Annotated in this window: 21 protein-coding genes; 11 read left to right on the top strand and 10 right to left on the bottom strand. The window is 67.3% G+C overall.

What is annotated here, in order from left to right:
* Positions 1–275 precede the first annotated feature (275 nt).
* The 3 genes from AC6RIC_RS19585 to AC6RIC_RS19575 all read left to right on the top strand — a co-directional run bounded on the left by AC6RIC_RS19585 (position 276) and on the right by AC6RIC_RS19575 (position 2,991).
* Complete coding sequence (locus AC6RIC_RS19585) at positions 276–1,388, top strand: ATP phosphoribosyltransferase regulatory subunit (RefSeq protein ID WP_499733564.1); 1,113 nt, start codon at positions 276–278, stop codon at positions 1,386–1,388.
* 5 nt (positions 1,389–1,393) lie between these two features.
* Positions 1,394–2,371, top strand: a complete 978-nt coding sequence (gene hisG, locus AC6RIC_RS19580; protein ID WP_499736633.1) for an ATP phosphoribosyltransferase — start codon at positions 1,394–1,396, stop codon at positions 2,369–2,371.
* A 134-nt stretch (positions 2,372–2,505) separates the two neighbouring features.
* A complete protein-coding gene (locus AC6RIC_RS19575) occupies positions 2,506–2,991 on the top strand; it encodes an META domain-containing protein (protein WP_499733563.1) in 486 nt (161 codons plus the stop codon).
* Positions 2,992–3,148: 157 nt separating this feature from the next.
* On the opposite strand, the gene AC6RIC_RS19570 is transcribed toward AC6RIC_RS19575, so the two are convergent.
* The 5 genes from AC6RIC_RS19570 to groES all read right to left on the bottom strand — a co-directional run bounded on the left by AC6RIC_RS19570 (position 3,149) and on the right by groES (position 9,951).
* Positions 3,149–5,242 carry an ABC transporter ATP-binding protein/permease gene (locus tag AC6RIC_RS19570; RefSeq protein WP_499733562.1) on the bottom strand — a complete coding sequence of 698 codons (2,094 nt, stop codon included), beginning with the start codon at positions 5,240–5,242 and terminating at the stop codon, positions 3,149–3,151.
* A 376-nt stretch (positions 5,243–5,618) separates the two neighbouring features.
* Positions 5,619–6,731, bottom strand: coding sequence for a branched-chain amino acid ABC transporter substrate-binding protein (locus AC6RIC_RS19565; RefSeq protein WP_499733561.1), 1,113 nt, complete (start codon positions 6,729–6,731; stop codon positions 5,619–5,621).
* Between the two features lie 175 nt (positions 6,732–6,906).
* Positions 6,907–7,821 carry a phosphate/phosphite/phosphonate ABC transporter substrate-binding protein gene (gene phnD / locus AC6RIC_RS19560; RefSeq protein WP_499733560.1) on the bottom strand — a complete coding sequence of 305 codons (915 nt, stop codon included), beginning with the start codon at positions 7,819–7,821 and terminating at the stop codon, positions 6,907–6,909.
* A gap of 150 nt (positions 7,822–7,971) precedes the next feature.
* On the bottom strand, positions 7,972–9,609 hold the full coding sequence (gene groL / locus AC6RIC_RS19555) for a chaperonin GroEL (RefSeq protein ID WP_454657758.1): 1,638 nt from the start codon (positions 9,607–9,609) through the stop codon (positions 7,972–7,974).
* A 54-nt stretch (positions 9,610–9,663) separates the two neighbouring features.
* Positions 9,664–9,951 (bottom strand): co-chaperone GroES, encoded by a 288-nt coding sequence (groES, locus tag AC6RIC_RS19550; protein ID WP_047576256.1) that lies wholly within the window; start codon positions 9,949–9,951, stop codon positions 9,664–9,666.
* 229 nt (positions 9,952–10,180) lie between these two features.
* On the opposite strand from groES, the gene AC6RIC_RS19545 reads away from it, so the two are divergent.
* The 3 genes from AC6RIC_RS19545 to AC6RIC_RS19535 all read left to right on the top strand — a co-directional run bounded on the left by AC6RIC_RS19545 (position 10,181) and on the right by AC6RIC_RS19535 (position 11,679).
* Positions 10,181–10,636: a MarR family winged helix-turn-helix transcriptional regulator gene (locus AC6RIC_RS19545; protein WP_454657757.1), complete on the top strand. Its 456-nt coding sequence runs from the start codon at positions 10,181–10,183 to the stop codon at positions 10,634–10,636.
* 69 nt (positions 10,637–10,705) lie between these two features.
* Positions 10,706–11,188, top strand: coding sequence for a PaaI family thioesterase (locus AC6RIC_RS19540; protein WP_454657756.1), 483 nt, complete (start codon positions 10,706–10,708; stop codon positions 11,186–11,188).
* 62 nt (positions 11,189–11,250) lie between these two features.
* Entirely contained in the window at positions 11,251–11,679 is a 429-nt protein-coding gene (locus tag AC6RIC_RS19535) for a DUF1801 domain-containing protein (protein ID WP_454657755.1), read from the top strand.
* Here the strand turns inward: AC6RIC_RS19535 and AC6RIC_RS19530 are convergent.
* Positions 11,666–12,508: a DMT family transporter gene (locus tag AC6RIC_RS19530; RefSeq protein ID WP_488849411.1), complete on the bottom strand. Its 843-nt coding sequence runs from the start codon at positions 12,506–12,508 to the stop codon at positions 11,666–11,668. The two genes, AC6RIC_RS19535 and AC6RIC_RS19530, sit on opposite strands and share 14 nt — an antisense overlap.
* Positions 12,505–12,993, bottom strand: a complete 489-nt coding sequence (locus AC6RIC_RS19525; RefSeq protein ID WP_454657753.1) for a GNAT family N-acetyltransferase — start codon at positions 12,991–12,993, stop codon at positions 12,505–12,507. Before AC6RIC_RS19525 ends, AC6RIC_RS19530 begins: the two co-directional genes overlap by 4 nt.
* Positions 12,994–13,216: 223 nt before the next feature.
* Here AC6RIC_RS19525 and AC6RIC_RS19520 point away from each other — a divergent pair, with 223 nt between their 5' ends.
* Together AC6RIC_RS19520 and AC6RIC_RS19515 are read left to right on the top strand one after the other, a co-directional pair.
* A complete protein-coding gene (locus tag AC6RIC_RS19520) occupies positions 13,217–14,647 on the top strand; it encodes a lipopolysaccharide biosynthesis protein (protein ID WP_499733559.1) in 1,431 nt (476 codons plus the stop codon).
* A 171-nt stretch (positions 14,648–14,818) separates the two neighbouring features.
* Positions 14,819–15,637 (top strand): L,D-transpeptidase, encoded by an 819-nt coding sequence (locus AC6RIC_RS19515; RefSeq protein WP_454657751.1) that lies wholly within the window; start codon positions 14,819–14,821, stop codon positions 15,635–15,637.
* Positions 15,638–15,731: 94 nt separating this feature from the next.
* Here AC6RIC_RS19515 and AC6RIC_RS19510 read toward each other — a convergent pair whose 3' ends face one another.
* The 3 genes from AC6RIC_RS19510 to AC6RIC_RS19500 all read right to left on the bottom strand — a co-directional run bounded on the left by AC6RIC_RS19510 (position 15,732) and on the right by AC6RIC_RS19500 (position 19,046).
* The gene (locus AC6RIC_RS19510; protein WP_499733558.1) at positions 15,732–16,529 is read right to left on the bottom strand and encodes a DUF2076 domain-containing protein; all 798 of its coding nucleotides are present in this window, start codon (positions 16,527–16,529) and stop codon (positions 15,732–15,734) included.
* Positions 16,530–16,683: 154 nt separating this feature from the next.
* The gene (locus tag AC6RIC_RS19505) at positions 16,684–17,445 is read right to left on the bottom strand and encodes a L,D-transpeptidase (RefSeq protein WP_499733557.1); all 762 of its coding nucleotides are present in this window, start codon (positions 17,443–17,445) and stop codon (positions 16,684–16,686) included.
* Positions 17,446–17,639: 194 nt separating this feature from the next.
* Entirely contained in the window at positions 17,640–19,046 is a 1,407-nt protein-coding gene (locus AC6RIC_RS19500) for an MATE family efflux transporter (protein ID WP_499733556.1), read from the bottom strand.
* A gap of 144 nt (positions 19,047–19,190) precedes the next feature.
* On the opposite strand from AC6RIC_RS19500, the gene AC6RIC_RS19495 reads away from it, so the two are divergent.
* The 3 genes from AC6RIC_RS19495 (at position 19,191) to AC6RIC_RS19485 (ending at position 23,656) form a co-directional block, all read left to right on the top strand.
* Positions 19,191–20,420, top strand: a complete 1,230-nt coding sequence (locus tag AC6RIC_RS19495; protein ID WP_499733555.1) for a M20 family metallo-hydrolase — start codon at positions 19,191–19,193, stop codon at positions 20,418–20,420.
* A gap of 11 nt (positions 20,421–20,431) precedes the next feature.
* Positions 20,432–21,844, top strand: coding sequence for an amidase (locus tag AC6RIC_RS19490; protein WP_499733554.1), 1,413 nt, complete (start codon positions 20,432–20,434; stop codon positions 21,842–21,844).
* Between the two features lie 216 nt (positions 21,845–22,060).
* A complete protein-coding gene (locus AC6RIC_RS19485) occupies positions 22,061–23,656 on the top strand; it encodes an ABC transporter substrate-binding protein (RefSeq protein WP_454657745.1) in 1,596 nt (531 codons plus the stop codon).
* Positions 23,657–23,692: the final 36 nt, after the last annotated feature.

The following is a 23,692-nucleotide window of genomic DNA, read 5'->3' as shown; positions in this document are numbered from 1 at the left end:
ATGAGGGGTCGCGCTGTGATCCATTGTCGGCGCCTGTTCCGGCCACGATGCTCGAAGCGTCGCGCGACCCCTCATCCGTCTCGGCTTCGCCGAGCCACCTTCTCCCGCAAGGGGAGAAGGGAAGGGACGCGAAACTCCGTTCACCCATTTCCCTCAAATCCCTCGAAAATTCGCGGCGTCGCTGCTAGAGCATCGGACCGAAAAGTGGCGTTCCCTTTTCGGAGCCATCCGATGCTGATTTCCGGCGCGGCGCTCGCAACAGGACAGGACGAGCCGTGCCCGCAAGCCGCGCCAGCATCGAGACCGTGATCGCGCTCTTCGCCGGCGAGGGCTATGAGCATGCCGAGCCGGCGATCCTGCAGCCGGCCGACGTCTTCCTCGATCTCTCCGGCGAGGATATCCGCCGCCGTATCTTCATGACGCAGGATGCCGACGGCCGCGACTGGTGCCTGCGCCCCGAATACACCATCCCCGTCGCGCTCGATCACATCGCCTCGGGCCGGGCGGAGCCGGCGGCCTATGCCTATGCCGGCCCGGTCTTCCGCATGCGCTCCGGTGAGCCGGGCGAGTTCCTGCAGGCGGGGCTTGAATCCTTCGGCCGTGACGATTTCACCGCCACTGACGCCGAGATCATGGCATTGACCATCGAGGCGACAGCCATGCTCGGCCTCGCCGAGCCGCGCATCGTCATGGGCGATGTCGCCGTGCTTGGCGCGCTGCTCGACGGCCTTGCTGTACCGCAAGGCGCCCGTCGTCGGCTGGTCCGCGCCGTGGTGCAGGGCAAGGGCACCGATGCGGTCGATGCGCTCGATCCCCCGGCCACCGATGGCGATGCCGCCCATGCCGGCCTGCTCAAGGCGCTCGAAGGGCAGGACCCCAAGGCCGCCCGCGCTTTCGTCGAGGATGTGCTCTCGATCGCCGGCATCTCGACCGTGGGCGGACGCTCCGCCGCCGATATCGCCGAGCGCTTCCTGGCGCGCGCCGCCGAGCGTGAGAACCCGGTCAATGGCGACGTCAAGGCGCTGCTGGCGCAGGTGCTCGCGGTCTCCGGCGATCCGGACGCGGCCTCGGCCTCGCTGCGTGGCCTTGCCGATCAGGCCTCGCTCGATATCGGCCGGCAGCTCGACGCCTTCGACGAGCGCACCGGCTTCCTGGCCGCGCGCGGCGTCGATATCGGCGCCATCCGGTTCTCGGCCGGCTTCGCCCGCAATCTCGACTACTACACCGGCTTCATCTTCGAGCTTCACGACACGGCCCGCGGCGACGGCAAGCCCGTTGCCGGCGGCGGCCGCTACGACAACGTCCTCGGCCGCCTCGGCGCGCGCCAGCCACTTCCCGCTGTCGGCGCCTCGCTCTGGCTCGACCGCCTGACGGGAGACGCCGCATGAGCCAGATGCCGGACAACGACGCCCCGCTCGTCCTCGCCGTGCCCTCGAAGGGCCGCCTGCAGGAGAATGCCACCGCCTTCTTCGGCCGCGCCGGGCTGAAATTCGTCAAGTCGCGCGGCGAGCGCGACTATCGCGGTGCGATTGCCGGCGTCGATGGCGCTGAAGTCGCCTTCCTCTCAGCCTCCGAGATCGTGGCGCAGCTCTCCTCCGGTGCCGCCCATATCGGCATCACCGGCGAGGATCTCGTTCGCGAGCAGCTCTCGGATGCCGATGCGGCGGTCGAGATGCTGACGCCGCTCGGCTTCGGCCAAGCCAATGTCGTCGTCGCCGTGCCGCAGGCCTGGATCGACGTGCGCAACATGGCCGATCTCGACGACGTCGCCTCGGCCATGCGGGCGCGTCACGGCAAGAAGCTGCGCGTCGCGACCAAATACGTGCACCTGACCCGCCGCTTCTTCGCGCAGCACGGTCTCGCCGATTACCGCATCGTCGAAAGCCTCGGCGCGACCGAGGGCGCGCCGGCTGCCGGCACGGCCGAGATCGTCGTGGACATCACCACGACCGGTGCGACGCTCTCCGCCAATGCGCTGAAGGTCCTCGACGACGGCGTGATGCTGGCCTCCGAGGCCAATCTCGTCGCCTCGATGCAGGCCCCGTGGGGGGCGCGGGCGAAGGCCGCGGCCAAGACCATCCTGTCGCGGATCGCGGCGGAGGAGGAGGGGCGTACGCTCCGTGAGGTCCGCGCGCGGCTCGATCTCGCTCCGGATGTGCTCGCCGCGCTGGAGGAACGCTTCGGCGCGCGCCTGCCGTTCGGTGCGCCGGCCTCTGGAACGCCGCTGACGCTGCACTGCCCGGACAAGGCGGTCTTTGCGCTGGTCGAGCATCTCGATGGCCTCGGCGCCGACGATGTCACCGTCAGTGCGCCGGCCTATGTCTTCCGCCGCGCGAACCGGTTGCTGGAGCGTTTGAACGCCCGCATCTGATGCTGCACGGCAGCATCGGAATGACGGGATCGCCCGCGCTTCAGCCTTGATCCCGAACCAATTGGCCTCTAGGCGTGTTAACCGGTTTGGCGGCACGCCTCGCTGCCGTGCGAGTGAATGCAGGTAAGACGATCATGATTCGACGCCTTGGCCTCGCGGCCGTTCTTGCGGCCCTGGCCGTGCCGATGCTGATGCCGGGCGAAGCGGCGGCGCAGCGCCGAGGGCCGGCGATTTCAGCCGAAGAGAGAGCCGGCAACACCACGCCGATCCCGACGCCGCAGCAGGAGAAGACCTTCCCGCTCGGGGCGAGCTGGAGTGTCGTAGCGTTGAACGGCAAGCCGGTCCAGGACCGGCGCGCGACCCTGATGATCGACCAGAACCTGCGCGGCACCGGCTTTGCCGGCTGCAATACCTTCTCGGCCTCCGCCTACCCCTTGCGCCAGCAGGGGCTCGCAGTCGGTCCGATCGCCATCACCAAGCGCGCCTGCGACAAGGGCCTGCTCGATTTCGAAAAGGCGTTCCTGACGGCGCTGCGCGCGGCCCAGAAATGGGATCTGGTCAATGGCCGTCTCGTCCTGAAGGGTGGGGCCGGAGAATTGACGCTCAGCCGCTCGCTCTGACAGGCGCGCTTCCGCCCCTTGGGGGGCGAGGTTTCTTGCGGGATGATGGAAAAAGGGTCGCGCGAGCGACCCTTTCTTGTTTCGCCGATGTGGTGCTCGCTGCATCCGGGAGCGGCATATGCGCTGCCGCCCGATCCGGAGGGCCGAAGGCCGCGGTTCAGGCCGCCGGCGCTTTTGCTGTCGGGGTCGGCGTGAAGGTGCCGTCCGCATTCGGCTCCATGGTGACGAGGGCATCGTGCATGGCGCGCAGCGTCGCGCGATGGCCGATCGAGACGATGCAGGTCTGCGGCAATTCGTGGTCGATCGTCGCGTAGATCTCGCCTTCCAGCTTCTCGTCGAGCGAGGCCGTCGCCTCGTCGAGGAAGAGCCAGTCCGGCTTGCTCAGGAGTGCGCGCGCGACGGCGAGCCGTTGCTGCTCACCACCCGAGAGCCGCTGCCCCCAGAGATCGACCTCGTCGAGCTTCTCAGCGAGATGGCCGAGCTTGACCTTCTCCATCGCGGCGCGGGTCGCGGCGTCGTCATAGGCGCCTTCCTCGGCCGGGTAGGCGAGCGCCGCCCGGAGCGAGCCCTGCGGTAGATAGGGCCGCTGCGGCAGCAGCATGATCTCGGCGTTGGCGGGAATGCCGACCTTGCCGTCGCCGAAGGGCCAGATGCCGGCGATGGCGCGGAACAGCGTCGACTTGCCGGAGCCGGAAGGGCCGATCAGCAGCGTCGAGCGCGCGGTACCGAGATCGAGCGCGCCGAGCTTCACGATCGGCTTGCCGTTCGGCAGGAGGAGGGTGGCGTCGCGGATATGCAGGCTCTCGTCGCGCGAGGTTTCGCGGCCGAGCGCCTCTTCGCTGATCGAGCCGTGCTGCGCCTCAGCGATTGCCGCTTCGAAGGAGGTGAGGCGGTTGATCGAGGCGAGGTAGGAGGCGATCGAGGAGTAGCTGTTGATGATGAAGGACAGCGCCGTCTGCACCCTGTCGAAGGCGCCGGCGACCTGCATCATGACGCCGAGCGTGATCGTGCCGGCGAAATAATACGGCGCCAGAATGATGTAGGGCAGGACGACGCTGAGCTGGTTGTAGGACAGCGTGAAGCTGGTCAGTTTCAGCCGGCGCCAGACCAGCCGGTAGAAGTTCTCGACGATGTCGCGGAAGCGCTGGGCCAGCTGACCGCGCTCTGTCGGTTCGCCGACCATCAGCGCGATCTGCTCGGAATATTCGCGCAGGCGCGCCAGCGAGAAGCGGAAATTCGCCTCGCGCTTCTCCTGCTCGAATTCGAGGCGGATCAGGGGGCGGCCGATGATATGGGTCAGCCATGTCGCCGCAGCCGCATAGAAGAATGCCACCCAGAAAATGTAGCCCGGAACGGCGAAGGAGGTACCCGGCAAGGTGAAGGCGACGGGGATGTTCCAAAGGATGATCGAGAACGAGACCAGCGTGGAAACCTGCGAGAGCAGGGGCAGCGCGAAGCCGTAGGTCTGGTTGACGAAGGAGCGCGTGTCTTCGGCGATACGCTGGTCGGGGTTGTCGACGGTACCGGCGAGCGCGATTCGGTAATGCGTCGCATGGTCGAGCCACGCTTTCGTATACTCGTTCGCCATGAACTGCCGCCAGCGGATCAGGATCGTATAGTTGGCGAACAGCTCGACGAGGTTCGAGATGACCCAGAGCAGGGCCCAGACACAGAACACATAGAAGAGCTGGTACCAGAACGCGGCGGCGTCCTTGTTCTGCAGCGCGTCGTACATGTCGCGGTTAAAGAAGGAGAGGCGCAGCGTGATGCCGACCTGCGTCTGGTTCAGCACGATCAGGAAGACGAAGAGCGAGACCGCAAGCGTGCCGAGCCGGATGCTGAACGGCCCGATCGGCCAAAGGTTGGCGGTGGTGATCTCATCGGATTCGAAATAGGGCGAGGCCAATCGCGCAATGCGCGCGATCACCGGCACGAAGGAGATCGCGTAGATCAGGACCGCGAAGACGCCGACCGTCGTGGGCAGGCTGGTCGGGACGGGCGGGATGCCGAGCGCTGCCGGCCACCAGCCCAGATGGGCCGCGATCGCGGATGCGCCGAATACAAGATACTCGATCGCGAAGACGCTGGAGAAGATCCGCAGGAAGAAGGGCAGGGCCGGCGAGCGGAAGGTGACGACCGCCAGCAGCAGGCCGACGACGCCCATGCCGATCACACCGGCCGATCCGGCCTGCTGGCCGACGACCAGCGTGGCGGCCGCCAGCGCGGCGACGAGAATGCTCAACAAGCGCATAGATGGGAATCCTGGCGGGAGACGGTGAAAGCCACGATTCGGACCATGTCGCAGCGGGAGTGGCCTTTCAATGGCGGCGCGACAGTATGAGCAAATTGTCATCTCGCGGAGAGGCGGTGGCGAGGAGCGCAAAGGCCCTGAGAACCGGCTTCCAGAAAAAGGGCGCGGTCATCCCGGGCGACCGAAGGGAGACCCGGGATCCATGCCGGAAGCTTTATCGGAAAGGCTCCGGCATGGGTCCCGGATCGGTGCCGCTTCGCGGCTTGTCCGGGATGACCCGCGCTCTTGCAATGGACCGCGCGTCGAGCCGAAACGAAGCGCCCCGGGCGAGCGGGCTCGTCCGGGGCGCGAAGCTGGAAGGGTCGGCTTTAGCCGATCACAGCGCGGCGATGATCTTGCCGGCGTCCCACTTGTACATCGAGAAGCTCGGCGAGCTCAGGTCGCCGGTCTTGCCGTAGGTCAGCGTGCCGATCGCCGTCTTGACCGGCATGCCGGACTGCAGGGCCTTGGCGGCGCCGTTCGCGTCGCCCGGCTTGCCGGCCTTCTCGATCGCAGCCTTGAGCACCTCGACGGCCGCATAGGCGTTGAGCGTGAAGGCTTCCGGCGGGATGCCCTTCTCCTTCAGCGCCGCGACGGCCTGGGCCGAGTCGGGGTTCTTCAGCGCGTCGGTCGCGTTGGTGAAGAGCGTGCCGGTAGCATGGTCGCCACCGATCGCCGCGTACTCGGTATTGGACAGGCCCTCGCCGCCGATGATCGTCGCCTTGACGCCGGCATCGGCGAGCTGGCGCGCGAGCAGGCCGCCCTCGGGATGGTAGCCGCCGAAATAGATAGCCTCGACATTCGCGGCCTTCAGGCGCGTCACCACGGCAGAGAGATCCTTGTCGCCGGGATTGACGGTCAGCGCCGCCACTTCCTTGAGCCCGCCGGCATTGATACCCTTCTGGAAGGCGTCGGCCAGGCCCTTGCCGTAGGTGCCCTTGTCGTGGACGATCGCGATCTTCTTGTCCTTGAGGTTCTTCAGGACGTAAGTCGCGGCGATGTCGGCCTGCTGGTCGTCGCGGCCGCAGGTGCGGAAGACGTTCGTCAGGCCGCGCGTCGTCAGCGCCGGCGAGGTCGCGGTCGGCGTCACCATCAGCACGCCGCTCTCCGAAAACACGTCCGAGACCGCCATGGCGACGCCGGAAGTCACCGGTCCGACCACGAACTTGACCTTGTCGCCGACCAGCAGGTTAGCGGAGGAGACGCCCTGCTTCGGGTCGCCGGCATCGTCGGCGAGCTTCAGCACGAGCTTCTCGCCGAGCACGCCGCCGGCCTTGTTGATCACGTCGACCGCGGTCTGGGCGCCGTTCTTGACCTGGTCGCCATAGGCGGCGACCGGGCCGGTCAGCGGCGCGACGAGGCCGATGGTGATGTCGGCCTGTGCGGTCTGGGCGGAGAGGAAGAGCGCGGCAGCCAGCGCGGCGCCCGACAGAAATTGTGACTTGTTCATCTGCATCTCCTTACGGCATGCAACTTTAGCGCGCGATCCCGTTGGGGGTCGCTTCTCGCCTGTATAGGCCAGGATGTCGGCGGAGGCACTGCCTGCGCTTTCATCAGCCAAGGCGGAAAATGCATGGCGATGCAGCAATGGGCGCCGGAAGCTGTGAAGATGGTCCTGTCTGGCCTCAGCCGCTGCGGGCCTTGCGCTGGGCCTCCAGCTCCTCGGTGACGGCGATCACGTCGAGATAATCCTCGTGGCGGGCCGGCGCATAGCGCGAGACATGGCCGTCGGTAAAACTCTTCCACGCCTCCGGAGCGGCCTCTTTCATCGCGTTCATGGCGGCGACGAAATCGTCCTTCAGCCCCTGCGGCAGGTTGGCGCGGGTCGAGAATGGGCTGGCCGGGATCAGCGGCGATGTCCAGATCACGCGGGTCGAGCCGGCCGAAATCATCCCGCGATCGGCGAGCCTTTGCGCGACGCCGTGCTCTGCATTTGTCTGGTGGGTCGCGACGATGTCGAACTGGCCGCGCACCAGCGCCAGCACCGAATTGTCATGGCCGCCGGAGAAGACCGTGCCGCTGAAATGGGTTTTCGGGTCGATGCCCTGCTTGCGCAGGAAATAGGAGGGGAAGGCGTAGCCGGAGGTCGAGTTCGGGTCGGCGAAGGCCATCACCTTGCCCTTGAGATCCGCAAGGCTCCGGTAGGGGCTCTCCGACCGCACCAGCAACACGGAATAATAGCCTTCCTGCCCGTGGTTATCGACGTCGCGCAGCAGCGGCTGGAGCTTGTCGCCGAGCACACGGCGCCCGAGCGCGTAGACCGCCGGTCCGAAGCGGGCGAAATCGACCTGGTCGGCGCGCATCGCTTCGACAAGGCCGGCGTAGTCCGAGACCCGGAAGAAGCGCACGGGTACGCCGAGCCGCTGTGACAGGTAGTCGACCATCGGCTGGGTCCGGGCGATGGCGCCGGCCTCGTTCTCGGCGGAGGAGACGCCGAAGCGGACCTCCTTGATGTTCTGCCGCCAGTCGGAAGCCTGCGCGAAGGCGGGGGCGATGCTGCCGGCGGCGAGGCCGGCAAGAACGTAACGGCGTGTCGGCATGGCTGTCTCCGCGCGACGGGGAACGAGATAGCGCCTCGATGAGCTGCGGTGACGACGGCTGGATGGCGGGCGGATGACAGTGCCGTGAAACGAGAAAAGGCCCGGCTTGCGCCGGGCCTTTCCTTGTAGCTTTCGAGAAGCCGGACTTCCTCAGAAGTCCATGCCGCCCATGCCGCCGCCGCCCATCGGGGGCATCGGGGCGTCCTTCTTCGGCAGGTCAGCGACCATCGCCTCGGTGGTGATCAGCAGGCCAGCGATCGAAGCCGCGTCCTGGATCGCCGTGCGGACGACCTTGGTCGGGTCGATGATGCCGGCCTTGACCAGATCGCCGTACTCGCCGGTCTGGGCGTTGTAGCCGAAGGTGTATTCCTTCGACTCGAGCAGCTTGCCGACCACGACCGCGCCGTCATCGCCGGCGTTGTCGACGATCTGGCGGGCCGGAGCGGCGATCGCCTTGCGGACGATCTCGACGCCGGTCTTCTGGTCGTCGTTCTGGGTCTTGATGCCCTTGACCGAGGACAGGGCGCGCAGGAGCGCAACGCCACCGCCCGGAAGGATGCCTTCTTCCACCGCAGCGCGGGTGGCGTTCAGGGCGTCGTCGACGCGGTCCTTCTTCTCCTTGACCTCGACCTCGGTCGCGCCGCCGACGCGGATGACCGCGACGCCGCCGGCGAGCTTGGCCAGACGCTCCTGGAGCTTCTCACGGTCGTAGTCCGAGGAGGTCTCCTCGATCTGGGCCTTGATCTGGCCGACGCGAGCCTCGATGTCCTTCTTCTTGCCGGCGCCGTCGATGATCGTGGTGTTCTCCTTCTCGATGCGCACGCGCTTGGCGCGGCCGAGCATGTTGAGCGTCACGGTCTCGAGCTTGATGCCGAGGTCTTCCGAGATCATCTGGCCGGCGGTCAGGATCGAGATGTCCTCGAGCATGGCCTTGCGGCGATCACCGAAGCCCGGAGCCTTGACGGCCGCGACCTTCAGGCCGCCACGGAGCTTGTTGACGACGAGCGTGGCCAGAGCCTCGCCCTCGACGTCCTCGGCGATGATGAGGAGCGGCTTGCCGGTCTGAACGACGGCCTCGAGGATCGGCAGCATCGCCTGCAGCGAGGACAGCTTCTTCTCGAAGACGAGGATGTAGGGGTCGTCCAGCTCCGCGATCATCTTCTCGGAGTTGGTGATGAAGTACGGCGAGAGGTAGCCGCGGTCGAACTGCATGCCCTCGACGACGTCGAGCTCGGTGTCGGCGGTCTTGGCTTCCTCGACGGTGATGACACCCTCGTTGCCGACCTTCTGCATGGCCTTCGAGATCATCTCGCCGACCGACGAGTCGCCGTTGGCCGAGATGGTGCCGACCTGCGCGACTTCCGCGTTCGAGGTGACCTTCTTCGAGTTCTTCTTGAGGTCGGCGACGATGGCCTCGACGGCCAGATCGATGCCGCGCTTCAGGTCCATCGGGTTCATGCCGGCCGCAACCGACTTGGCGCCTTCACGAACGATCGCCTGGGCGAGAACGGTGGCGGTGGTGGTGCCGTCGCCGGCATGGTCGTTCTGGCGCGAAGCGACTTCGCGGACCATCTGGGCGCCCATGTTCTCGAACTTGTCGGAAAGTTCGATCTCCTTGGCGACGGTGACGCCGTCCTTGGTGATGCGCGGAGCGCCGAACGACTTCTCGATCACGACGTTGCGGCCCTTCGGACCCAGCGTGACCTTCACGGCATTGGCGAGGACATCCACGCCGCGCAGCATCTTGTCGCGGGCTTCAGTGCCGAATTTGACGTCTTTGGCAGCCATGAGAGCTACTCCTTGGACTGGAATTGGGAAGGTAGGAAAGCGGTCAGGCGGCTATCAGCCGACGACGCCCATGATGTCGGATTCCTTCATGATCAGGAGATCCTGGCCATCGATCTTGACCTCGGTGCCCGACCACTTGCCGAACAGGACGCGGTCGCCCTTCTTGACGTCGAGAGCGACGAGCTTGCCGGCTTCGTCACGCGCGCCGGAACCGACGGCGATGACCTCGCCCTCCTGGGGCTTTTCCTTGGCGGTCTCGGGGATGATGATGCCACCCTTGGTCTTTTCCTCGCTGTCGAGGCGGCGGACCACGACGCGGTCATGCAAAGGACGGAACTTCATGGTTCTGTCTTCCTCTCGGTCTTATTCGTTTCGGGGGCCGCTGAAGGGCTCCCGGGGGAGGCTGTTAGCAGTCACCAAGTGAGAGTGCTAACAGATGCCAGCGGAGATAGGCGCGGGGGTACGGAGAGTCAAGGAAGCACCCGGCGATAAAGTGAACGGCGGCGGATGCGGTGTCGCAGGTCGCTTCAGGCCTGCTGGCAGCAGCGCTTGAACACGCTAACATGGCGGAATGACGACGCCCTCGCCCGACCCGCGCCTCGACGCCATCGCCCGCTCCTGCGTGGCGCTGCACGTCCGCATGACCGCACGCGCCGTGACGCGGGCCTATGACGAGGCGATGCGCCCGAGCGGTCTCAAGATCACGCAGTTCGTGCTGCTCTCGGCGCTCTCAACCGGGCAATGGAAATCGGTCACGGAGTTGGCTGAACGCTTCGCGCTGGAGCGAACCTCGCTGACGCGCAACCTCCAGCTTCTCGCGGCCGAGGGCATGGTCGAACCGGTGGAGTGTCGCGGCCGGGCCTCGGTCTATGCGGTGACGGAGAAGGGCAGGGCTGCGATCGAGGCCGCGATCCCGTACTGGCGGATGGCGCAGGACAAGATCGAGGGCGGCTTCGGCGAGGAGCGCTGGCGTGAGACCCGCGACGGCCTCAAGGCCTTGCGCCGGGCCGCGCGCGGCGAGCGCTGAAGTCACGAAGGCTGGTTGACCACCGCTCGTCCATATCTCTATCGTGCAGATACACGAATGGAGATCGGCATGAAGCGCGCGGTTGGGGTGGTGTCTCGCGAGGAACTCGTCGCGGGTGATGGCTTGAGCTTCTTGCGCGGGATCATCGCCGGCACCAATCCGGCGCCGCCCTTCGCCGACGCCATGGATTTCGAGCTGGTCGAGGCCGATGAGGGCAGAGTGGTCTTCGTCGGGACGCCATCGCCGCGCTTCTTCAACCCGCTCGGCACGATCCATGGCGGCTGGACGGCGACGATCCTCGATTCCGCCATGGCCTGCGCCGCCCATGCCACGCTGAAGCCGGGCGAGGGCTACACCACGCTGGAGATGAAGCTGAACTATGTCCGCCCGGTCATGCCGGATAGCGGCCCGGTGCGCTGCGAGGGCAAGCTGATCCATCGCGGCAATACGGTGGTCACGACGGAGGGCAAGCTGGTCGATGCGCGCGGCAAGCTGCTCGCGCATGGCACCGAGACCTGCCTGGTGCTGCCGGGCAAGCGCGCAGAGGGCTGAGCGGCCACTGGGCTGCCTCCTACCGTCGCGCTATTGGAGAATGGTCTCCTAGGAGCTGCCCGATGCCCGTCGTTCCGTTCCATGCCCCGGATGTCGAGGCGCGGTATCAGTCCTTTCCGGCACCACTGCGCGGTCCGCTGCTCGATCTGCGCCAGCGCATCTTCGGCGTTGCAGCCGCGACGCCCGCAATTGGCGCTCTCGCCGAAACCCTGAAATGGAACGAGCCGGCCTATCATCCCGTCAGGCCGCGGATCGGCACGACGATCCGCCTCGGTCCGCTGCGGAACGAGCCTGAGGCCTACGCGCTCTTCGTTCATTGCCAGACCAGCTTGGCGGACACCTTCCGGCAGCTCTATCCCGACCTCTTGCAGGTGGACGGCGAGCGGGCACTGGTCTTCCGTCTGGGCGAGCCTGTCCCGGCCGAGGCCCTCGACCACTGCATCGCGCTCGCGCTGACCTATCACCTCAAGGGCGAAATCAGCGCCGGCTGACGGCGATGGCGCCCGCGACGATCAGCAATGCGCCGAGATAGGTCGTGTAGAGCGGCACCTCGCCGAACACGAAGAAGCCGAGCAGGCTCGCCCAGATCAGCGCCGTGTACTCGATCGGGGCCAGGCGCGAGGCAGCGGCGCGCGCATAGGCCGAGGTCAGCGTGAGGTGGCCTGCAACGCCCAATGCTCCCGCGAAGAGATAGGCCGCGAGATCCGCCAGTGTCATCGGCACGAAGGCAAGCGCTGCCGGGATGGCGAGACACACCGCCGGCCCGACATTCTGGAAGGCGACGATGACGGTCGGATGCTCCCTGACCGCGATGCGCCGGAGCAGGATCAGGTTGAAGGCATAGCTGACCGCCGAGAACAGCGCGGCCGCGACGCCGAGCCCGGCGCCGCTGACATGGCCCTGCAGCCGCGGCCAGACCATCACCAGCATGCCGGCGATCCCGAAGCCGAGGGCCTGCAGGATGCGCCTGTCGATCTTCTCCTTGAGCAGCAGCCCGCCGAGCAGCGCGACGAAGACCGGTGCGAGGAAGGAGAGGGTCAAGGCCTCCGCCAGCGGCAGCACCGAGACCGAATAGAAGAAGCTGCCGGCGGTGACCACGACCAGCGGGACCCGCGCGAGATTGCCGACGAGGCTGGCCTGCGTTGGTCGCGGCGGCCGGGCGATGGCGAGCACGATGAGCGCGCAGATGCCGCCCATCAGGAAGCGCATGAACAGCGCCACGATGAAGGGGTGCTGCTGCATCTGGCCCTTGATCACCCCGTCCATGGCGGTGAGCAGGGCGATGCCGAGTGCGGCCCGGAGGGCTACGGAGAGGGTCATGAGCCGCGAAGCGACTTGCGGAAATGATACTCCCAGCTTTCCGAGACATCGCCCAGATAGCGCTCGCCCGGCCAGCGCGCGAAGCCGAGCTTCTCGTAGAAGCGATGGCCACGCGCGAAACGGGTATCCGACCACAGCACCATCTCGCCGAAGCCGCCCTGTTCCGCGAAGTCCAGCGCCTTGGCGAACAGTGCCTGCGCCAGTCCAGCGCCGCGGAAGGCGGGGTCGACATAGACCTTGGCGAGCTCGACGGCGTTCTGCTCGGGCACCGGGGTGACACCAAGCGAGCCGGCGATACGCCCGTCCGGCCCATCCACGATCCAGAGCACGCCGCCCTTGGCTGCGAAATAGGAAGCCGGCCGGCGCAATTCGGGCAACTCGTCCTCGACGAAGACGCAGCCCGGATACTCGGCGAAACTCGCCGCAATGAGGGCGGAGAGGGGGCCGGAATCGTCGTCGCGGGCAAGCCGGATAGGCGGGGTCATGGTACTTGCCTTAGGGTCAAATTCTGCCGTCGTACAGATGCGGAAACGGCATCGGGTAATGCCGTGGCGGCAGGGCACGGGCGACGGAGGACCGGGTGCCGCGACCGCCCCCTTGGAAAACCCGCCGTGTCCGGCTACCCCGATCCCGGAAGGCGCGCGCTTGGCTTGAGTCGGGCGCTTCCATCCTGGCCTCATGTGGATCGGACGGATTGGCGAAGGCACGATGACCGTTCTTCTGCCCTTCATCGTCAATGCCGGGCTGAACTTCGTCCTCGGGCTGCTCGTCGCCCTGTTCCTCGGCCCGGAGGCCTTCGGGCTCTACGCCATCGGCGCCGCCACTGTCGTGCTCGTCAACACGGCGCTGCTCGACTGGCTGAAGCTCTCGGTCGTCCGCTTCTATTCGCTCCAGAGTCGCGAGAGTGATCCCGGCATCCGGGCGACGCTCGACCTGCTCTTTGCCGGCGTCAGCCTGTCGCTTTGCGCGCTTCTCGCCGCCGCGATGCTCGCAGGCGTCGATGCCAGGTTGCCGGCGGCGCTGCTGATGGTCTCGGTCGCGGGCGGCATCGCTGCCGGCTGGTTCGACTATCACGCGGCCATCGCCCGCGCCCGCTTCCTCGATGCGGCCTATGCCCGGCTCGTCCTCGTCCGGAGCGTTGCGGCTCTGATCTTGATGGTCGGCGGCGCCTGGTGGACCCGTGATCCGGCCATTGTCCTGCTCGGCGGCGTGCTCAGCGCGGTTGCTGCTGTTCTCGCCAATCGCGGCCGGCTGGCCGATGCGAGACCGGTATCGGGCGCGCTGCGGAGCGATTTGATGCGCAATTTCGCGCGCTACGCCCTGCCGCTGGTCGCGGGCAATGCGGTCTATGCGACGATCCCGCTCCTCAACCGCGCGATTCTCGCCGAGAGCCACGGCTTTGCCGAGGCTGGCTATTTCTCGCTGGCCTCGGATATCGGCCTGCGGCTCTTCCCCGTGCTGGCCTCGATGCTGGAGATCGTGCTGCTGCGCGAAGTCATCCGCCTCGACGAGACGCGCGGACGCGTCGCGGCGCAGAAGCGCATCGCCCGCAACATGGTCGTCGTGGTCGCCTGCGTGCTGCCGGTGGCACTCGGCTTCTGGCTGATCCTGCCATCCTTTGAACGTCTCTTCGTCCCGCAAGGTTTCCGCGGCCATTTCGCAGGGCATATGGCACTGCTCCTGCCGGGTTTCGCCGCTATTGCACTGTTCCAGGCTGCGCTCGCGCCGGTCTTTCTGCTGGCGAAACGCACGCTCATCGCCGCGCTCGCCGCCCTGGCGGGGCTCATCGTCGATCTCGCCATCATCTTCGCGCTGCCGGGCGCACTTGAGCCGGCGACGGTCGCGGTCGCGCAGAGCGCGGCCTATCTGACGGCGCTGCTGGTCACGGCGGTGGTGGCGTTGCGCGCGCTTCCGGCCTTGCCGCCGCTGCGCGAAATCGCTTGCATCCTCGTCGCCGGTGCCGTGATGGGGCTCGCGATCTGGCCGCTGCGCGGCACGCTTCCGGCGGCGCTGGAGCTGTCGCTCCAGATCGGGCTCGGCGGGTTGGTGTATGCGGCGGTGATCCTGGCCTGCGATGTCGGCCGCTGGCGTACCGGCCTGAAGCTGCGCTGGCTCGCCCGGCGCTCCGTGCGCCGGTGAGGCTGGAGCCGACAAGGTTTCCTTCACCCTGTCGCTTGACCGCTCGCTAAGGTTAATTCCGCGAATTATGCGGTTTAAGGCCGATTTCAGCGCCTGAGAGTCAACGATTCACCATTCCTTTGAGGGCGCGCCGCAGGCTTTCCGGCAGTCGATGTCGAGAGTGCCTGAGTCATGCGTCGCAAGATATTCCTTCCGCTCCTCGCCGCGGCCGGAGCCCTGGCCCTGGCCGGGCCGGCCCTCGCGCAGGGCTATCGCCAGAATTACGGCTATGCCGCGCCGAACGACCCGATGGCGTCCGGCGGCGGGCGCGGCAATTATGGCGGTGGTTTCATCGAGATGCTGATGACCGGTCGCGATCCGACGCCGGCAGGCCGTGGCGGCGCGGTCTATAACCGCCCCGGCGGCTATGCCTATGGCCAGCGCATGCAGCCGCAAGGCGGCTACGAGACCGACCCGTTCGAGGCGGCGCGCCAGCCGCGCGCCGGCCGCCGCATGGCCGCGCTCGGCGAGCCTGTCGAGCCGCAGCAGGGCATCCAGCACATCGTCGATCCGCGCTTCCGCAAGCAGGAAGTCGCCTATGACGGCCCGCACAAGCCGGGCACGATCATCATCGACACGCCGCAGCGCTTCCTCTTCCTGGTGCAGCCGGGTGGCCGGGCGATGCGCTACGGCATCGGCGTCGGCCGGCCCGGCTTCTCCTGGGCTGGCATGAAGACGATCACCCGCAAGGCGGAATGGCCGAGCTGGACGCCGCCGGCCGAGATGCTGAAGCGCCGGCCCGATCTGCCGCGCTTCATGAGCGGAGGCCCCGACAACCCGATGGGCGCGCGCGCCATGTATCTGGGATCGACGCTCTACCGCATCCACGGCACCAATGAGCCGAACACGATCGGGCAGGCGGTGTCCTCGGGCTGCATCCGCATGACCAATGACGACGTCACCGATCTCTACGAGCGCGTTCGCGTCGGTGCGAAGGTGCTGGTGATCTGAGGCCAAGCCTCATCCGCGGCGAATGAAAAACGGCGGCCTCGCATCGCGGGCCGCCGTTTTCATGTCTCAGCCAGTCAAGGGCGAGGGGGCGTCCTCAGACCCAGCTGTCGTCGTCCCCGCCGCCATCGTCGAAGCCGGGATCGGCGTCGTCATGGCTCGCGTTCTGGTAATTGGCCTCGCCGTCATAGCCCTGGCCGTAGCCGCGATCCTGTGCGGTCTGGTCGGCCGCGGGCTGGGCGCTGGCGCTCTGGTCCGCCGCCTGCTGCGGCGCAGCCGGTGTCGAGCCGGAGCTCGCGCCGGTGTCGCTCGCGGTCTGGGCTGCGGGTTTGCTGCCTCCGCCGAAGGCGTTGGTCAGCACGTTGCCGAGCATCATGCCGCCCGCGACGCCGGCTGCCGTGGTCAGTGCGCTCGCCATGAAGCCGCCGCCACGCGATGGCTGCTGAGGCTGGTTGCTCCACGGGCCCGGCTGGCCCTGTGCCTGCATCGGCATGGCCTGACCGGGAGCGCCTTGCGACTGCGGCTGGGTGTTCCAGGCACCGGACGGTGCGGAAGCGTCGGCGCGCGGCGGCACGGGTGGAACCGAGCCGGTGCGCGGTACCGATCCGCCGCCGAAGATGCCGGACAGGAACCCGCCAGCCTGCGGCTGGGCTGCCTCGCTGGCGCGCGTCTGTGCCGCGCGCAATTGCGCCTGCAGGCTCTCAACCTGCTGGTTCAGGTTGGCGAGCGCCTGCTCCTGCACATAGACCGCCTGGGCCATGGCATAGGGGGCATAGGGCTGCTCGCGCAGGCGTTCCGCGATGAAATTCTCAGCCTCGGGGTCGCGGGGCTGGTTGGCCGCCTGCCGAAGGCGGTCGAAAATCCCGGCGATCACGTCGCGTTCTTGCGGCGTCATCGTCATCTCCTCTCGTTGCGCGGCGCGGTTGCGCCGCGCTCAAGAGGTGGGATCGGCCTGTGACGGTATCAAGGCGGCGCCCCGGGGAAACGCATCGGCCCGAAAGGTGTGTTCCACCTTTCGGGCCGATGCGATGATAAATATCAGGTCGGCGTCAGATGCTGCCGAAATCGTCGTCCGGCGGCGGCATCTCGTCGACCTCGGTCGGCGCCTGCAGCGTGCCGCGGTTCAGCACCACGACGGTCGTGCCGCTCGGGACGCGGTTGTAGAGGTCGATGATGTCCTGGTTGAACAGGCGGATGCAGCCGGACGAGACCGACTTGCCGATCGACCACGGCTCGGAGGTGCCATGGATGCGATAGAGCGTGTCGCGGCCGCCCTGGTAAAGATAGAGCGCGCGGGCGCCGAGCGGGTTCTCGATGCCGCCGGCCATGCCGCCGGCCCAAGGGCGGTTCCGCTCCGGCTCGCGGGCGATCATCGCCGGGGTCGGGGTCCAGCGCGGCCACTGCGCCTTGCGGGCGACCGTGGCGCGGCCACGCCAGGACATGCCCTGCTTGCCGACGCCGATGCCGTAACGGACGGCGCGACCGCCTTCCATCACGAGGTACAGATAGCGGGCGTCGGTGTCGATGACGATCGTGCCGGGCTGCTCGCGGGTCTGGTAGGAGACGATGCGGCGCAGGAACTGCGGCTCGACCTCGGAGAGATCCGTCGCGGGCAGCGGGTGCTTCTCATCCGGCCGCTCGCCATACATCGCCAGATATTCGGCGCTGATATGCGGCCCCTGATACGCAGCGGTCTGGACGGGCTGCTGGCGCTGGCTGACGCAGGCCGCCAGGAAGAGCGGGCTGAGAGCCGCGAAGACGCGGCGGGTCGGCCGGGCGAGGAGAGAGGCGGACGGACGGACGGGGGACATCGACGGACAACTCGGCGTTATAGGCATGAATGAACGGCGGAACGGCGCGGTGGTTCCATGCGCCGTTGATGACCCCCGTTCAAGGTGGCCGAGATGGCCTTGGGGTGAACAGGAGATGGCCAAATTGTGTCCGTGCAACGCTGTTGCCGTTCGGCAACAGGCGGGTGAGCGGCTCGGGCGAACCTGCTCGCGGCTCAGGTTGCTTCGTGTAGTCCCCACTTGAGCAGGCCCAGCCTTTCGCGGGCCCACCAGCGCCAGAGCATCATCACCGAGACCACGGTCAGCCCGATCGCCAGCCCGATCCAGATGCCGCGGCCGGCGAGTGGCGTCAGGAAACCCAGTGCGGCCGAAAGCGGCAGGCCGATGCCCCAGTAACCGATGCCGGCGAGGATCATCGGCAGGCGCGTATCGCCGAGTCCGCGCAGGATCGAGGAGCCGATGACCTGCGCGCCATCGACGATCTGGAACACGGCGGCGTAGAACAGGAAGAGCATCGCCAGCTCTGCGACCGCTTCCGCGCCGGGCTTGGAGCGGTCGAGGAAGGGCGCGACCAGCCATTCCGGTACGACCGCCATCAGCAGGGCCGTAAATGTCATGAAGCTCAGCGCGAGGATCAGGGCCATCGTGCCGGCTCTGCGGATGCCCTCCTTGTCGCCGGCGCCGAAAGCGCGACCGACGCGGACGGTACCCGCCTGGCCGATGCCGAGGGGCACCATGAAAGTCAGCGAGGCGATCTGGATCGCGATGGCATGGGCAGCCAGCGAGGATGCGCCGATCAGCCCCATCAGGAAGGCGGCGCCGTTGAAGATGACGACCTCAAAGGCGAGCGTCAGGCCGATCGGTAGGCCGAGGCGCCAGAAGGCGCGGTAGCGCGGCCAGTCGGGCACCCAGAAGCGGCCGAGCAGATGATAGCGCCGGAAGCGCCTGTCGAGCGAGACGACGAGCGCAAGCCCCGCGAACATCAGCGCCGATGACAGGGCCGTCGCCAGTCCCGAGCCGGGCAGGCCGAGCGCCGGGAAGCCGAGCCGCCCAAACATCAGGCACCAGTTGGCGAAGGCATTGAACACCAGCGCGAACAGCACGACGATGAAGGCCCAGCGCGGCCGCAGGAGCGCGGCGACGAAGCCACGCAGGCACAGATAGAGGAAGAAGGGCAGCAGCCCCCATTGCAGCGTGTGGACATAGGACGCGGCGGCCTTGGACAGGACGGGGTCCTGCCCCATCGCCCTCAGGATGAACTCGGCCTGCCAGAGGAAGAGCCACATCGGCCCGACCATGGTGGCGGCGGCCCAGAAGCCCTGCCGGACCGTGCGACGCAGGTCACGCACCGCATGCTTGTTGCGGCCGAGCTCGATCGCGATCATCGGCGAGACCGCGCCCATCACGCCGATGCCGAAGATCAGGACGGCATTGTAGAGATTGGTGCCGAGCGCGCCGGCCGCCAGCGCGTCCGGGCCGAGATGGCCCATCATGATGACGTCGGTCGCCGTCATCGCCGTCTGCGCGACATTGGTCAGCACCATCGGCCAGCTCAGGGCCAGCATGGCGCGCGCCTCGGTGAGCCAGGAGTGATGCGGACGGGATTCGGCGATCTCGGACATGGGGCGCCGCTTCTACCGCCGATCGGAGTATCGAAATAGCCGTTGCCACGCGCTCCACCGTCCGGAGCCGATGCGCTGGACGCGGGTCGACAAGCGCCGCCGCGGTCTGCATCTTGCCTCGCAGACGATGGAGGGCCTGAGGCGATGAGCACCAATCTGAGGATCGACGGCGCGAGGCTGACCTCACGGCTGGCAGAACTCTCGAAGATCGGCGCCACGCCGGAAGGCGGCTGCCGGCGCCTCGCCCTGACCGACGAGGACAGGCAGGGGCGCGACTGGCTCGTCGCCCAGATGAAGGCGCTCGGCCTCGATACCCGCGTCGACGCCATCGGCAATATCGTCGGCATTCTCAAGGGGCTTGAGGACGGCCCGGCCGTCATCATGGGCTCGCATATCGACACGGTCGGCACCGGCGGGCGCTTCGACGGTGCGCTCGGCGTCGTCGCGGGCGTCGAGGTTCTCGCGGCTTTGCGCGATGCCGGCCTGACGCCGAAGCGAGACATGGCGGTGATCGCCTTCACCAACGAGGAGGGCGCGCGCTTCCACCCCGACATGCTCGGCTCCTATGTCTGGGCCGGTGGCATGAGTGTCGAGGCGGCGCACAGGGAGGTCGATTCCGACGGCATCGGGCTCGGCGCCGAACTGAAGCGCATCGGTTATGAGGGCGCGGAGAAGCCGGGCTTCCTGCCGGCGCACGCTTATATCGAGATGCATATCGAGCAGGGGCCGATCCTTGAGAACGAAGGCGGCGGGCTCGGCGCGGTCACCGGCATCCAGGGCATCTGCTGGCTGGAACTGACTCTGAAGGGCCGCCCGAGCCACGCCGGCACGACGCCGATGGCCTATCGCAAGGACCCCGGCCTTGCCGCCGCGCGCATCAATATCTTCGCCAACGAACTGACCAAGACCATCCCCAACCAGCTCGCCAATAGCGGCGTCATCCGCGTCCAGCCCGGCAACGTCAACGTCGTGCCCGAGACGGTGGTGATGACGCTCGACCTGCGCAACCCGCTCGATGCGCCGCTGGCTCAGGCAGAGGCGGCGGTGCGAGCCTTCTGCGCCGAACTCGCCGAGCGCGACGGCATCGAGATCTCCTTCCGCGACCTCGCCCGCTTCCCCGCGACGCCCTTCGCCGAGGAGATCATTGCCGAGGTCGAGCGCAGCGCCGGCGAGTTCGGCTTGGCCGTCCGCCGCATGATCTCCGGCGCGGGCCACGACGCGCAGATGATGGCGCGGCTCTGCCCGACGGCGATGGTGTTCATCCCCTCGATCGGTGGTCTCTCGCACAATCCGGCCGAGTTCAGCACCGATGACGACATGGTCGCCGGCGCCAACATCCTACTCACCACCGCCTGGCGCGTCGCCAACGCCTGAGAGGTCCCCGTATGTCGTCGATCGCCTCGCTTTCCGCCGCCGAACTCGGCCCGCTCTACGCCAGCAAGCAGCTGTCTCCCGTCGAGGTCGCGAAGGATACGCTCGCCCGCATCGAGCGCTTCGAGCCCGCGGTCAACGCCTTCGCGGTCCGTGACGAGGCGTTGACGCTCGCCATGGCCGAGGCCTCGCAGGCACGCTGGCTGAACGGCGAGGCGATCGGCCCGCTCGACGGCGTGCCGGTGACGATCAAGGACAATCTCGGCGTCGCGGGCTGGTCGATGCAGCGCGGCTCGGCCATCGCCTCGGATGCGCCCTTCGCCGAGGATTCGCCGATCACGGCAAGGCTGCGCGAGGCCGGAACGGTCTTCCTCGGCAAGACCACCATGCCGGAATATGGCTGGAAGGGCGTCGGCGATTCCCCGCTGACCGGTATAACCCGCAATCCCTGGAACACTGGCACGGGGCCGGGCGGCTCCTCCTCCGGCGCCGCGGTCTGCGCCGCGCTCAATCTCGGCTGTCTCCATATGGGTACGGACGGGGCAGGCTCGATCCGTATCCCCGCCGCCTTCACCGGCGTCGTCGGCCTGAAGCCGAGCTATGGCCGCGTGCCGGCCTGGCCGATCTCGGTCATGGGTTTCCTCGCCCATCTCGGGCCGCTGACCCGTACCGTCACGGATACCGCGCTCGCGATGAAGGTGATCGGGCAGCCCGATGCGCGCGACATGACTGCGCTGACGGACCGCCCGCCGGATTATGTCGACGGGCTCAAGGGCAGCATGCGGGGCCTGCGCGTCGCCTGGTCGCCGCGTCTCGGCCAGGACGTGACCGTCGATCCCGAGATCGCCGCCCTGACGGCCGCCGCCGCCCAGGCCTTCGCCGAACTCGGCGCGACGGTGGAGGAGGTCGATCCCGGCTTCGATGATCCCATCGAGATTCTGATGACGCTCTGGTCCTCCGGCGCGGCGCTGGCCTTGAAGAGCATCGATACGGCCGGCCGCAAGCAGATGGACCCGGGCCTCGTCGCGGTGGCGGAGCAGGGCGAGCGCATCCCGGCCTCGGCCTATGTCGACGCGCTCCTGAACCGGCGCAACGCGTTGGCCTACAAGATGGCGCAGTTCCACCAGCGCTACGACCTGCTGCTGACGCCGACCCTGCCGCTGCCGGCCTTCGCGGTCGGGCGCGATACGCCCGAACATGGCGCTTATGGCGACGACTGGACGCGCTGGACCCCCTTCACCTATCCCTTCAACATCACTGAGCAGCCGGCGGTCTCGGTGCCTTGCGGCCTGACGAAAGCAGGGCTGCCCGCGGGCCTCCAGATCGTCGGGGCCTTCGGCAAGGATGCGCTCGTGCTGCGGGCGGCGGCGGCCTTCGAACAGGCGCGGCCCTTCGCGCGGGTCGATGAGCCGGTCAAACCGATTTAGGCGCGAATATTTTTCGCTTTTCCCGGAACGGGCCGAAAAAGCCCGTCCGGAGCCGAAACACCGGGTTCTCCCCCCCAGAAGTTCCGTCTGGCACGAACCGTGCAGGCGGTTGGACAGCCCTGATCGGGTGCTGAGGCGTGTTGTCAGGCGGAGTTTTTCTGCCCAAACTCGCGCCAAGGCAGCCCGTTCAGAGGCGCCGCTTCAGGGGAGAGCATGATGGATCGCAGGACGTTTCTGAAATCCGCGACGGGCGCCGGCATGGCTGCCGCGACCGGCGGGCTGGCGATGCCGGCCCTCGCGCAAAGTCCAACCAAGACGCTACGCTTCGTACCGCAGGCCAATCTCGCCAATTTCGACCCGATCTGGGGAACGCAATACGTCGTCCGCAACGCCGCGGCGCTGGTCTGGGACACGCTCTACGGCATCGATTCCAAGTTCCAGCCGCAGCGCCAGATGGTCGAGAGCGAGGAGGTTTCCTCCGACGGCCTGAACTGGACCTTCAAGCTGCGCTCCGGCCTCAAGTTCCATGACGGCACGCCGGTCACCTCCAAGGACGTGGTCGCCAGCCTCGTGCGCTGGTCGGCGCGCGATCCGATGGGCCTGATGCTCCGGGCCATACAGGTAGAGCTCGCGCCCGTCGATGAGCTAACCTGGAAATGGTCGCTGAAGCAGCCCTTCCCGAAGATGCTGCTGGCGCTGGCCAAGAACAACGCGCCCTGTTCCTTCGTGATGCCCGAGCGCATCGCCAAGACCGACCCGTTCACGCAGATCACCGAATATATCGGCTCCGGGCCGATGAAGTTCATGCGCAGCGACTGGGTGCCGGGCGCCAAGGCGGTGTTCGAGAAATTCGCCGACTACAAGCCCCGCTCCGAAAAGGCGGACTGGCTCGCCGGCGGCAAGAACATCCTCGTCGACCGGATCGAATGGGTCATCATGCCCGATCCGGCGACCGCCGCTGCCGCCCTCCAGAACGGCGAGGTCGACTGGTGGGAGACTCCGCTCGCCGATCTCGTGCCGGTGCTGAAGGGCCACAAGGACATCAATGTCGATATCGGCGATCCCCTGGGCAATGTCGGCGCCTTCCGCATGAACCACCTGTTCCCGCCCTTCAACAACGTGAAGGTGCGTCAGGCCGTGCTGACGGCGCTGAACCAGGAAGACTACATGCGCGCCGTCGTCGGCGATGACGACAAGCTCTGGAAGCCGCTGCCGGGCTTCTTCACCCCGGGCACGCCGCTCTACACCGAGGAAGGCGGCGACATCCTGAAGAAGCGCAATGTCGCCGAAGCCAAGAAGCTCCTCGCCGAGGCCGGCTACAAGGGCGAGCCGGTGGTCTGCGTCGTCGCGCAGGACATGGCCGCGACCAAGTCGATGGGCGACGTCACCGCCTCGCTGCTCAAGAGCATCGGCATGAACGTCGACTTCGTCGCCACCGACTGGGGCACGGTCGGTTCCCGCCGCGCCCAGAAGACGCCTCCGGGCCAGGGCGGCTGGAGCATGTTCCACACCTGGCACGCCGGCGCCGACTGCACCAATCCCGCCGCCTACACAGCGATTCGCGCCAATGGCGACAAGGCCTGGTTCGGCTGGCCGGACGTGCCTTCGGTCGAGACCGAGGTGACCAACTGGTTCAACGCCAAAGACCTCGCCGAGGAGAAGGCGGCACTGGCTCGGCTCAACAAGGCGGCGGTCGAGAACGTCGTCTTCGCGCCGACCGGCTTCTACCTCAGCTACCAGGCCTGGCGGAAGAACGTCACCGGCGTGGTCAGCGGGCCGCTGCCGTTCTTCTGGGACGTCAAGAAGGGCTGATCGCCTCGCGCGGAGCGGCAAGGCCGCTCCGCCTTT

This window comes from Allobosea sp. TBD101 (assembly GCF_059817965.1).
Note: the sequence above shows the minus strand (reverse complement) of the source record. Positions and strands in the feature narration are given on the sequence as shown.